Below are 12,370 nucleotides of genomic sequence, written 5' to 3' on the forward strand. Positions count from 1 at the left end.
CACTATTTTTCTTCCAATAGAGCCTTATCTTGCAGGCTTTTCTTCAGCACTGAACACAGCAATACAGCACCCATACTAGCTCCAATGCACAAGTAAAGAGCCCCAAGCTCCATCTGATTCGTCACCCAATTACCCACTAGGTAGCTTCCAAAAAAGCCTGCAATACACATCTGCACCGATCCAGAAAGTGCTGAAACTGAACCTGCATCTTTTTTGTGCGGCTGTAGCAGTAGCGTGATTGACAGTGGAAAAGAAAGACCTTGTGCCACGGTAAGCCAGGTAAATGCCCAGACTAGATTGAATACTGTAAACGGAGTAACGAGTAGCCAAAGCCCGGCAAAGAAGAATAATCCAATGCTCAGTGCGAGCAGCTGAAAGGTGCTGTATCGCTTATTAAGCATGTTGAGCAATAGACTGCCACCTAGCAGGCCAGCCGAGGGTATGATCATTAGGGTACCGTAGTCGGCTGTACTCATTCCCATTTCTTGCTGCATCAAATAAGGCATGATGGATAGCGACACCACAGCTGCCAGATAGCTGAACCAGTTATAGGATGCAGAGCCAATAACTTGCGGGTTCTTAATGAGTTGTAAGTACTTACTAAGAACTGACGATGGTTTAAACTTTTGCTTAGCATACGGCAAGGTTTCTGGCATCACAAACCAACCTATAACGAATGTAGCGCCGAGATAAACCAATACGAAAGCGAACACGGCATGCCAACTTAAATGGAAGGCCACCCATCCTCCAAGCACAGGAGAGAGGATAGGCATGATTGATGCTGTCACAGATAAATAAGCCAAGGCTTTTGTTAATTGTCCACCGTCATAGCTGTCTCTAAGAACGCTCCGACCCAGTACTGAAGCACTACCCGCTCCTAGTCCCTGCAATAATCGACCGGCCTCAAGAGTGGTGATGCTATCGGAGAAGGCAAGACAGATCACGGTGCCGATAAGATAGATAAATTGGCCTAATAGGAATACTGGTCTTCTACCAATGGCGTCTGATAAGGGACCATAAAAGAGTTGTGAGACACCAAAACCGACCAAGAATAGGGTAACGATCGACTGCAATTGAGATTTGTCCACCTGCAGGCTTTCGCTAATTAAAGGCAGTGACGGTAAGTAAATGCTCACCCCCATCTGTCCTGTAGCAATGATCATCATTGCCAAGACTAGTGGGCCCAGTTTCATCTTCGAAGAGTGTTTTAATTTCATGTCGAATAGTTTAGATTGAAATGTAGTGGATGATAATTACCCGATTAGGAATTAGATTGATTCCTGTAAGGATATAATTTGGATTGGATTCAGAGCCTGAAAAGCTATGTGCTGGTGGTTGAGGAGGGGAGCTTTAATGGGGCCGCCAGACGACTTTCGACCACAAGCTCTGCGGTTAGCAAGCGCATACAATGGCTAGAAGATAGAATAGGTGTGCAGTTATTGAAGCGCACCACCCGTTCGGTAACTCAGACAGAAGCGGGAGCATTGTTCTACGATAGAACCAAGCAGCTTCTCGACCAACTCCAGTCGGTAGTAGACGAAACTCGCTCAGTCAGCGAAAGCCCGAATGGGATGCTGAAGATTGGGGCGACCATTGCAGTAGGTTCGAAATTCTTAGTGCATTACCTTGATGGGTTCTTGAAGAAATACCCAGATATTCGAATTCAACTCATTACCACGTCGCCCGGACAGATGCCGGAAATGAGTCTAGATCTGTTTATCACCAGAGAGCTAGAACATCTGAATTCACTGAGCTTCAAATCCAAACCATTATTTGAAGATCGCTTGGGTTTTTATGCTTCGCCGAAATACTTGCTCGAGCATGGCGAGCCGCAAGATACCACTGAACTGCAACAGCATAATGTATTGATTTTTGGTGAGCAGCTTCATCGAGAGTTGAAATTAGCTGATGGGAAACGACTCTCTCTTAACGGAAATTTTGCTTCGACCAATCCGGAGGCGATGTTTCACGCGGCCAAGAGTGGGATGGGTATTTTGATTTCTAATGCCGTGATGATTCAACAAGAATTGATGCAGGGAAGCCTAGTTAAGATCCTCCCTGATGTTCAAGCAAAAGACACTATGGTGTACGCGTATTACCCTAAGCTTGATTATGAGCATACTCGTACCCGATTGTTTCTAGATTACTTGCAGCAACGTTTAGAAGAAGAGCAGAACGCTTCATAAGCTCTGCTCTTTGCTCAATATTAGTGGGTATTTGCAACCGCTGCCTTGAACTCTTCTTTGTACGGCTGCAATTCGCGCCACCATGCATACTGAGCATGACTATTTGGCGACTCTACATCGACCATTTGGCCAAATAGTGGAGTGACCATTTGAACCTGCTTACTGTTTGCATGGATAAGAGCGCGCTCAAGTGGCTCAAACCAATCATGTAAAGCAAGATCGAAGGTAGAGTTATGGATAGGCAGCATGGCCTTGCCTCTTAGGTCTATGTGCGCCTGAACGCTTTGCTCTGGGGTCATGTGAATATCACTCCAGGCATCGTTGTAGGCACCCGTTTCCATCATGGTCAGATCAAAGGGTCCATATTTTTCTCCGATAGCCTTAAATCCAGAGAAGTAACCCGAGTCGCCACTGAAGAATAGTTTCGCTTGCTCGCCCTTAATTACCCAACTGGCCCACAAGGTTTGGTCTCTATCAAACAGGCTGCGACCAGAGAAATGTTGAGTCGGTGTCGCTGCGAAGGTAATTGAGCCTATGGTCTTTTCCTGCCACCAATCTAATTCTGTGATTTTTTCTTGTGGAACGCCCCAGCTTTGCAAGATTTTGCCAATACGCAGCGGAACCAAAAAGTGTTGGACCTTGGTATGTATCGATTTGATGACGTTTTTGTCTAGGTGATCGTAGTGATCATGACTGATGACAACCATATCAATAGCAGGAAGCGCTTCAACAGAGATAGCCGCAGGTTGGAAACGCTTTGGGCCAGCCCACTGCACGGGTGATGCTCGATCACTAAATACGGGATCAGTGAGAATAGTTTTACCATCTAAACGAATGAGCATACTGCTATGACCTAGACGTGCAACTGCAGGGTTAGTGGTATTCTCAATCTCCTCTCGGGATAGGGGAACACTTGGTAAAGCCTGTTGCGGAGTTGGGTGTTCACGATCTGCAGTAACATAGGATTTAATGATGCCGTAAAGATCACCAAAACCGCTTTTGTATTCGATCTCGCTGTTTTGAAACTTACCGTTTTTCTCAACGGATGAAAATTCAGCTGCGTTGATGGTTGTTGCAGACATAAGCAGTGCTCCCAATACAAATCGTTTCATGTAAATGCCATAGCAATGTAAACTATACGGTGTAGTTTACATGCGGAGCTTTAAAAGTAAACTGCTTAGTGTAAAATAAAGTGATGGTTTTTCCTCCACTGTAAATAAGACTCTGACAAATAATGAAAAAAACACGTAGTGAATTAAAGCGTGAAGCGATCCTTACCGCGGCAAAGCAATCCTTTCTTGAGTTTGGCGTTAAGAACACCAGCATGGATAAGCTTGCTAGCCTTGCGAATGTGTCTAAGCGCACCGTATACAATCACTTCAGCTCTAAAGAAGCATTGGTGATAGAGCTGGTGGGCATTATGTGGCGAGAAGCGGTCCAAGAGATTAACCTGGATTATCAGCCAGATATGCCGTTGGAAGAGCAGTTAGAAAAAGTGTTACTGGCAGAAATTGAGGCGAGTTGCGCGCCTGATTACATAGAGTTGGCTCGTGTTGCTATCGGCCATTATTTTTATTCTCCTGCAGAGCTGCAATTGCAGGTGGCAAAGTTTTCCAAAGAAGATACCGCGATCGCTGTTTGGGCAAAGCAAGGGATGGCAGATGGTAAACTGAAGGAGTGTGAGGTTAGCTTATTTACTGAGCAAGCCTATGCATTGATAAAAGGATATTATTTCTGGCCGTTGTTAGTAGGAATGAGAGATTTCCCTACACAAGAAGAAAAGTGTTTACATGCGCAGCGTAGTGCTGAATTATTGTTAAGTCATTATAAATTAGTGTGTTAGAGAGTGTATTCAGCTTCTTAAATACTCCCTAGCAACGGGTGTAACTCATAGTGTACACCTTGCGTAAAATTTATATATTGTCGAAATATTGCTTTTTAATTAAAAAAGTGATTGAAACTCGTTTTCTTCTTAGTTAAGTTGCATGGACACAAGCAAAACAGATGCCGTTACTGCACTGCATAAATTTAGAATGCCAAGTGCTTATTCTGTAAGCGGTAAGAATTTAAGGATAATCTACTATGTACCAAACCGATGACGTTCGCATCACCAGAGTAAAAGAACTACTACCGCCAATTGCTATTTTGGAACGCTTTCCAGCAACGGAAACTGCAGCTGCGACCACATATAATTCACGAAAAGCGATTCACGACATTCTAAATGACCAAGATGACCGTTTATTGGTTATCGTCGGCCCTTGTTCGATTCACGATACAGAGGCGGCACTCGAGTATGGTAAGCGTCTTAAAGTTCTTCGTGATGAGTTAGGTGATCGTCTAGAAGTCGTTATGCGTGTTTACTTTGAAAAGCCTCGTACTACGGTTGGCTGGAAAGGCTTAATCAACGACCCGTACCTAGACGATACGTTCAAGCTTAACGATGGCCTAAGAATGGGCCGTAAGCTGCTTCTAGACCTAACTGATATGGGCCTACCGACGGCAGGTGAGTTTCTAGACATGATCACACCTCAATATGTGGGTGATTTGATCAGTTGGGGCGCGATCGGTGCTCGTACTACAGAATCTCAGGTTCACCGTGAGCTGGCGTCAGGCGTATCTTGCCCAGTTGGCTTCAAAAACGGTACTGATGGCAACATCAAGATTGCGTCAGATGCGATTCGTAGTGCTGAGGCATCTCATCACTTCCTATCGGTAACTAAATATGGCCATTCTGCAATTGTGGAAACAGGTGGTAACCCGGACTGTCATATCATTCTTCGTGGAGGCAAAGAGCCAAACTACAGCGCTGAGCACGTTGCTGATATTAAGCAACAGCTAGAAGCCTCTAAGCTACGTCAAAAGGTGATGATTGATTTCAGCCATGCGAACAGCAGTAAGCAATACCAGCGTCAAATCAACGTCTCTGAAGACGTTTCAGCGCAACTAGCGAACGGTGAGCAAGCTATCTTCGGTGTTATGATTGAGTCACACCTAGTTGAAGGCAGACAAGACCTAGTTGACGGCAAAGCACCAACATACGGACAGTCTATTACTGATGCTTGTATTGGTTGGGAAGACACAGAGAAGGTACTGCACCAACTTGCAGACGCTGTGACGGCACGCCGCAACGCATAAGCTTCCTAACAGATTTGAACTAAATAAAACGCCCTGATGTGAATCAGGGCGTTTTTTATTGGTATTAGTTGTAGTTTTAACTATTTAGCCTGGTCCAATGCTTTGATCATATCCACCAGCTCGTCCTCAGTTTTGGGCTCTTTATGGAAGTCCACCGAAGGTGAAGCCCCTCCTTTGAGTACATAAGCCTTTGTCCCGCAGTGATCATAGTGATACCAAAGTCCGTTTACGCATACGTCGGTGTAGCATCTTGGGTCTTGTTTTAGTTCCATGCGAATACTCCTTTGTTCACACTTTGTTAACAACCTCACCTTAATTCAGCGGAGCATTTCAGAAAATGATCTAGATCAATGTTGTTGCGGTTTTGTTATTGGTTTGTGTTTTTTGGTTGGAAGCTATCAGCCTTCAGCCTTCAGCGAAAAGACTGATATGACTCCGTCATTCCAGAGAGCCTTTCTGGCCCGGCATTCCGCTGGGCCGGCATTCCGGTCGGGAATCTAGAAGCGAAGGTGCATCGAGATCCTCGATAAAAGACCTCGAGGATGACGAGCTTATAGCGAGTGAGGTACTCAACGAGGTCATTCCCGAGGGCTTTTCTGGGCCGGCATTCCGCTGGGCCGGCATTCCGCTGGGCCGGCATTCCGGTTGGGAATCTGGGAACGCAAATGCAAAGAGATCCTCGATAAAAGACCTCGAGGATGACGAGCGTATAGTGAGTGACGTGCTCAACGAGGTCATTCCCGAGTGCTTCTATCGGGAATCTAGGAATGCAAATACATCGAGATCCTCGATAAGAGACCTCGAGGATGACGAGCTTGTAGTGAGTGACGTGCTCAACGAGGTCATTCCCGAGCGCTTCTATCGGGAATCTAGGAATGCAATTACATCGAGCTCCTCGATAAAAGACCTCGAGGATGACGAGCTTACAGTGAGTGACGCACTCAACGAAGTCATTCCCCCGCGATAAGAGAAGTCTCTTACAAACCACCAGACAAAGAAAAACCCAAGGTGGATAGCCTTGGGTATGGAGAGTGGGTCTGATATATGTAAGTTAGCCAACTGGTACAAATAAGACCATATTTATGAGGCTTTAAGCCAAGCCTTCTCATTTTGTAGTCGTTGAGAATGGTGACTACAAAATAATCCTATCTGGGTTTTAATCGCAAAGCTACTCAATTTGTAAATAAATTGTGGTGCATCAATAAAGTGCAACTAATTTCATACTTTATTGCACTCTATTTTGCGTTTCCGGTCATGCTCCTGTTTTCTGGAAATCGTATACAGAACCTAGTTTCAGTATTTGCGTTAGTTCATCCAGCGCCGACTGACTTTCAGTTAACAAGGCTGGATCGACTAAATATTGTGTAGAAATAGAGTCGCGATAATGTTTATCTACCCACTGATTTAGCGTGGTAAACAATGAATCATTCATAATAACAGACTGATTCATGGCCGCTTGCTCTTCAGGAGAAAGAACGACTCGTAAACGCAGACACGCTGGGCCACCGCCATTTTGCATACTCTGCTTCAAATCAAAACAAAGTAATTCATCGATACCCTGCTTGCTGGTAATTAAGGTTTGCAGGTAATCAGAGACTTGTGGGTTTTCTTCACACTCTCTTGGAACGACCAACGCCGTTTTGCCGTTTGGTAGGCTGAGCAATTGGCTGTTAAATAAGTAACTTCCTACTGCGTCGGCAACCGATACTGCAGAATCAGGAACTTCTATGACATTTAATGGCTTATCTAGCGCGGTACTTAGGCTGTTATAAACAGCGTCTTTGTTCAGAAAAGCGTGTTCGTGGCAGAACATGACGTCTCTGTTACCCACTGCAATTACGTCATTGTGAAATACACCCGCATCAATAACGTCTGGGTTTTGTTGAGCGAATACTACTTTGTCTTCCGCTAAGCCATGTATGCGAGCGATAGCAGAGCTTGCCTCTAACGTTTGGCGTGCAGGGAAGCGTTTTGGTTTTGGCATGACACCATTAAACGCACTTTCACCAAATACAAAGAACCCTACACCACGGTCTCCGTACTCATTACAGAAACGGGTATGGTTTGCTGCACCTTCATCACCAAAGTAATTGCTAGATGGAAGTGCATTATGGTGAGCAAAGTGGTTAGTATCGCTGAACATCCCCTTTAGGATTCGACCAGTTTGTGGGTGTTCAATAGAGCGATGAAATTTGTTAATTAGGTTTGCTGGCGTAAAGTGCAGCTTGCCATCGTGCGTATCGCTGCTTGGAGACACAGTAGCCGCGTTTGCTGTCCACATGCTTGATGCAGAGCAGCAAGCCGCCAAAAGCGCAGGTGAATGCTTAGCGGCTTGTTTTAACACTGAGGCGGTATCGCCGGTAAAGCCTAATTGACGTAGTGTGCCGATATCTGGGCGGGCAAGGGGTGCGATTACACCCTGAACCATTCCAAGGTCATGCAGCGCCTTCATTTTCTTTAGGCCTTCTTTGGCCGCTAGTTTAGGGCTAGACGCCTTGGTTTGATTGTTCTTCGAGGCAAGGTTTCCGTCAGAAAGACCAGCATAGTTGTGAGTAGGGCCCACAAGACCATCAAAATTGGCTTCAACATGTTGGGTTGAGTTGTTCATTTTCACTCCTTGAATGGATTCTACTCTTGCTCTGCTAGAGCATTAAACAGTGGGACAAACGGCGCAGAATCGCCTTCTTTTAGCTGCAATTTATCTGCAAGCTTGGTATCCATAATGATGGTATTACCGTCAAATTGAATCGCTTTGGTTGCGAGGGCTCTAAAGTGCTTCACTTTGCCATTGCTGACTAGATAAGGTATCTCGCTTGGGGTGATGTCTTCGGCAACTTTTACCGTCGCTAAGCGTTGTTCTCGAACCGCTCTGATATCCCTGACTTGTGATTCCAACATAGGGCCTGCATCGAAAATATCGACGTAGTGATTGAAACGGAATCCTTCTGACTCTAGAAGCTTGCGTGCTGGCAGAGTGTGTGGGTGTGTGTGACCAATCACTTCTTGAGCTTCTTCTGGAAGTAGGTTGGTGTAGATAGGGTTTTTTGGCATTAACTCAGCGATAAACACCTTGTCGTGCATTGATAGCTTATCTGCAATCGCAAAATCTAGGTTGAAAAAATGACGCCCTAGACCTTCCCAAAACGGTGAGCTACCTTCTTCATCGCTAAAGCCTCGCATTTCAGCAATAACAGTAGAATCAAAGCGTTCTTGGTTTTGTCCCATGAACAAAAAACGACTCTTAGAAAGCAAATGGCCGTTGTAGCCCTTTCTTGATTCAGGAAGCAAAAACAGAGTGCACAACTCAGTACATCCTGTATGGAAATTACTAAGGCTTAGGGTTTGCACCTTGCTGTATACATCAAGTTCACGAGAGGCATGGACAGTGGTATCTAGGTGATAGCTGTAGAAAGGGTCCTGCAGGCCGACACCGGCTTGAACTGCACACGTCCCTACCAATGTTTGCTGTTCTAGATCTTCAGCAACAAACAAATAGTATCCGTCTTCTAGAGGAGTATTGCTCTCAAACGCAGCGCAGCCATCTTCGATCATCTGGTCGATGCGCTTTGGATCATCCTGCATTGAGGTGAAGCCAGTACCTGTTTGTTTCGCTAATTCCGCCAGTCCTTGACGATCGCTTGCTGTAATTGGACGTATCAACAGCATAATAAATGCATCCCTTGCAATCTAAAATGAGAAGTCACAATACAGGCTTAGAAGTGCTTAGCAAGCCTCAAATATTCATTGTGATTGAATAACTCCTTTATTTATTCACTCTTTATGCAGGTTGGCTATCTAGGTATTCAGTTGTTGTCGATTTAAAGGGTTGACGTTATAGAAAGCGAGTGACTATTTATGAGATCTCATAATTAGAGCAATAATTTCAAGTTCCGTTCCGAAAGTGTGATCTATCGTCAAGTTTGTGCTTTGGTTTTGTGGTTGTTTTTTGAGCTTAATTCTTTGCCAAATTGTCGTTGTGAAGAGAAATAAGCGCCTATACTCGTTAATGGCTAGGCGGATTTCTCTTAGGATAAGCGAGGGCGATGGATGAAAATAGGGATTCTAGTATGCGGGCATTTAGCACCAGCACTTTCTGAAAATTACGGTCAGTACTCAAATATGATCGCGTCGGTATTCAAAGCGGTCAACAATGAAATCACCTTCTACGAATATGATGCATTCAATCAGCAGTTGCCTGAACTAGAAGATTGCGACGGATACATACTCACTGGCAGTGTCTGTAATGCGTATGATAATGACCCGTGGATCTTAGGGTTAGTAGACTGGATTCAACGCTGTGAAGCAAGACGTAAACCCTTGGTAGGGATATGCTTTGGTCATCAACTTATCGCTCGTGCGCTGGGTGGAACGGTAGATAAATCATCGAAAGGTTGGGGACTAGGTAATTATGAAGTAAACATTATTGCCCAAAAGCGTTGGATGAACCTGTCTATCGATAAGCTTCGAATGCTGGTGAGCCATCAAGATCAGGTGATCACCGTTCCTCGAGGGATGCGCGTGATTGCCTCAAATGATTTTTGTCCAAACTTTATGTTGGCAAAAGACAACCATATTTTCACTGTTCAAGGGCACCCTGAATTTTCTATGGAATTTACCGCTGAACTCATAGAAATGCGCAAACATCTAATTAGTGAAGAGCATTATCGTTCCACGTTTGAACAGTTAAAAGAAGCGCCCGACTCAGCCATTGTTTTGCATTGGATTGATGCTTTTTTTGTGTTCAATACTCAGTCGATTCAAGAAGAAGGCTTTCAGCAGGCAGGTTAAAATAGAAAAGGCCTAGAAATTCTCTAGGCCTGATTTTCTGAAGAGTCGAATAACTTCCGCGTGTTCAGCTACTGTGCAATAAACCCGCCGGTTTGATGTGCCCACAACTGTGCGTAGATGCCCTTGCCCTGAATGAGCTCTTGATGGGTTCCTTCCTCCACTATGTGCCCCTTGTCTAGAACTATGAGTCTATCCATAGCGGCGATAGTTGATAGGCGGTGAGCAATGGCAATAACGGTTTTCCCTTCCATTAGTTCATTCAGACTCTCTTGAATAGCAGCTTCAACCTCTGAATCCAAAGCCGATGTTGCTTCATCAAGCACCAATATGGGCGCGTCTTTCAACAGCACGCGAGAGATGGCAATTCGCTGGCGCTGTCCACCTGAGAGCTTCACCCCTCGCTCTCCTACTTGAGCATCATAGCCAAGATTACCAAACGGGTCGGTGAGTGTTTCTATGAACTCATGGGCATGGGCTTGTTTGGTTGCAGCAATGAGTTGTTCTTCATTGGCCGTCGGGTTCCCATATAAGATATTTTCTCGAATGGAGCGGTGCAACAACGAGGTATCCTGCGTTACCATGCCGATATTGCTACGCAATGAGTCCTGAGTAATGGCAGAGATATCTTGTTGGTCAATACTGATCTTGCCTCCTTCTACATCGTGAAAACGCAATAGAAGGTTTACTAAGGTTGATTTGCCCGCGCCAGAGCGTCCAACTAAGCCTACCTTTTCTCCGGGTTTAATATTCAAGCTGAGATTGCTTATTACACCCTTATTTTCACCATAGTGAAAGCTAACGTCATCAAAATGTATTCCACCGTTTTCTACTTGAATCGGCTTCGCATCTTGTTTGTCTTTGATATCTATAGGCTTAGAGAGTGTCGCCATACCATCAACGGTGGTGCCCATGTTTTCAAACAATGCACCCACCTCCCACATGATCCACATCGACATACCGTTCAAGCGCAGAGCCAAGCTGATTGCGATGGCTATGGCGCCAATGCTGATGGCATTATCCATCCACAACATGATGGAGATGGCCGCAATGGCAAACACCAATACATAGTTCACCACTTCAACCATCACATTAAAGCCGGTAACAAGGCGCATCTGACGATGAACGGTATCCAGGAAGCCTTCCATGCCTTCTTCGGCATATTCGGTCTCACGTTTACTGTGAGAAAAGAGCTTAACCGTTGCGATATTGGTGTAGCTATCGACAATGCGTCCCGTCATGGTTGAGCGTGCATTTGCTTGCTCTGAAGAGACCTGTTTTAGTCGAGGTACAAAGTAGATCTGAATACCAATATACGCGAGTAACCAAGCTAGCATGGGCAGCATTAAGCGATAATCGGCTTGAGCGAGAAGCACTATGATAGAGGTAAAGTACACGCAGACGTACACAAACACGTCGAGCGTCTTCATCACGGTTTCCCTTACAGAAAGGGAGGTTTGCATCACCTTAGTGGCAATGCGCCCTGCAAAATCGTCTTGGTAAAACGACAAACTTTGCTTGAGCAAATAGCGGTGTGCCATCCAGCGTATAGACATTGGATAATTGCCTAGCAAGGTCTGGTGTTGCACCAGTGAATGCAAGGTGACCAAAATTGGCATCACGATTAATACCAACACACCGTAGGTGATGAGCGTATTGGCATTGTCTTGCATGAAGGTGTCAGGATTGCTAGACCCTAGCCAGTCAACAAGTTTACCCATCATGCCAAAGAGGGACACCTCAACAATGGCGACTATGGTACTGAATAATGCCATCAGTAGCAGAGGTTTTTCAAATCCCTTAGTGTAATAACGACAAAACGCGAAAACCGTATTCGGCGGCTGTTCAGGTTCGTTTTTTGGGAAGGCTTTGGTGAATCCTTCGAAGATTTTATACATACATCAATCCTAAAATGCACCTTGCTGAAAGACAGTAAGAAAAGAGTGAGCAAGGCTTAAATAGTGTTTTTTAAACAGACACTTAGATACATAGGATAGTCGATGATAAGGGAAAGAACATCTTAAGAATGATTCTTTTATTTGGCAGAGTATAGCTTTCAGCTTATAGCCGTCAGCAGTCAGTTCAGAGCTAAAATAGTCATCTCCGAGTTCTCTTATCGGAGACCTAGTTATGACGTTGCTAGCTAGGCAGCACAGCAGATGCTCGATAAAACACTTCGAGCATGACGACGTTGGGCTTTGTCAGTCATGAGTGCTTTTATCGGGGATCTAGTTATTAGATTGCTAGGTAGACAGTACAGCAGA

General features: G+C 44.9%; 10 protein-coding genes. 4 read left to right on the forward strand and 6 right to left on the reverse strand.

Annotated features, from left to right (window positions below):
* Positions 1-2: 2 nt before the first annotated feature.
* Positions 3-1,217, reverse strand: coding sequence for a multidrug effflux MFS transporter (locus tag D5I41_RS03830; RefSeq protein ID WP_371860095.1), 1,215 nt, complete (start codon positions 1,215-1,217; stop codon positions 3-5).
* Positions 1,218-1,295: 78 nt separating this feature from the next.
* Between D5I41_RS03830 and D5I41_RS03835 the strand changes: the two genes are divergently transcribed.
* Positions 1,296-2,186, forward strand: coding sequence for a LysR family transcriptional regulator (locus D5I41_RS03835; RefSeq protein WP_119008586.1), 891 nt, complete (start codon positions 1,296-1,298; stop codon positions 2,184-2,186).
* Between the two features lie 20 nt (positions 2,187-2,206).
* Here D5I41_RS03835 and D5I41_RS03840 read toward each other — a convergent pair whose 3' ends face one another.
* A complete protein-coding gene (locus D5I41_RS03840) occupies positions 2,207-3,298 on the reverse strand; it encodes an MBL fold metallo-hydrolase (protein WP_186811081.1) in 1,092 nt (363 codons plus the stop codon).
* A 122-nt stretch (positions 3,299-3,420) separates the two neighbouring features.
* On the opposite strand from D5I41_RS03840, the gene D5I41_RS03845 reads away from it, so the two are divergent.
* Both D5I41_RS03845 and aroG read left to right on the forward strand, forming a co-directional pair.
* On the forward strand, positions 3,421-4,029 hold the full coding sequence (locus D5I41_RS03845) for a TetR/AcrR family transcriptional regulator (protein ID WP_119008587.1): 609 nt from the start codon (positions 3,421-3,423) through the stop codon (positions 4,027-4,029).
* Between the two features lie 239 nt (positions 4,030-4,268).
* A complete protein-coding gene (gene aroG, locus D5I41_RS03850; protein ID WP_119008588.1) occupies positions 4,269-5,321 on the forward strand; it encodes a 3-deoxy-7-phosphoheptulonate synthase AroG in 1,053 nt (350 codons plus the stop codon).
* Positions 5,322-5,401: 80 nt separating this feature from the next.
* On the opposite strand, the gene D5I41_RS03855 is transcribed toward aroG, so the two are convergent.
* The 3 genes from D5I41_RS03855 to astA all read right to left on the reverse strand — a co-directional run bounded on the left by D5I41_RS03855 (position 5,402) and on the right by astA (position 8,987).
* Positions 5,402-5,593: a hypothetical protein gene (locus tag D5I41_RS03855; RefSeq protein ID WP_017029021.1), complete on the reverse strand. Its 192-nt coding sequence runs from the start codon at positions 5,591-5,593 to the stop codon at positions 5,402-5,404.
* A 980-nt stretch (positions 5,594-6,573) separates the two neighbouring features.
* Positions 6,574-7,929: an N-succinylarginine dihydrolase gene (gene astB / locus D5I41_RS03860; RefSeq protein ID WP_119008589.1), complete on the reverse strand. Its 1,356-nt coding sequence runs from the start codon at positions 7,927-7,929 to the stop codon at positions 6,574-6,576.
* Between the two features lie 20 nt (positions 7,930-7,949).
* Entirely contained in the window at positions 7,950-8,987 is a 1,038-nt protein-coding gene (astA, locus tag D5I41_RS03865; protein ID WP_119008590.1) for an arginine N-succinyltransferase, read from the reverse strand.
* Between the two features lie 381 nt (positions 8,988-9,368).
* Between astA and D5I41_RS03870 the strand changes: the two genes are divergently transcribed.
* Positions 9,369-10,109, forward strand: a complete 741-nt coding sequence (locus D5I41_RS03870) for a glutamine amidotransferase-related protein (RefSeq protein WP_119008591.1) — start codon at positions 9,369-9,371, stop codon at positions 10,107-10,109.
* A gap of 68 nt (positions 10,110-10,177) precedes the next feature.
* On the opposite strand, the gene D5I41_RS03875 is transcribed toward D5I41_RS03870, so the two are convergent.
* Positions 10,178-12,004: an ABC transporter ATP-binding protein gene (locus tag D5I41_RS03875; protein WP_119008592.1), complete on the reverse strand. Its 1,827-nt coding sequence runs from the start codon at positions 12,002-12,004 to the stop codon at positions 10,178-10,180.
* Positions 12,005-12,370 lie beyond the last annotated feature (366 nt).

Origin of the sequence: Vibrio superstes (assembly GCF_003569005.1) — a bacterium.
Classification (GTDB): domain Bacteria; phylum Pseudomonadota; class Gammaproteobacteria; order Enterobacterales; family Vibrionaceae; genus Vibrio; species Vibrio superstes.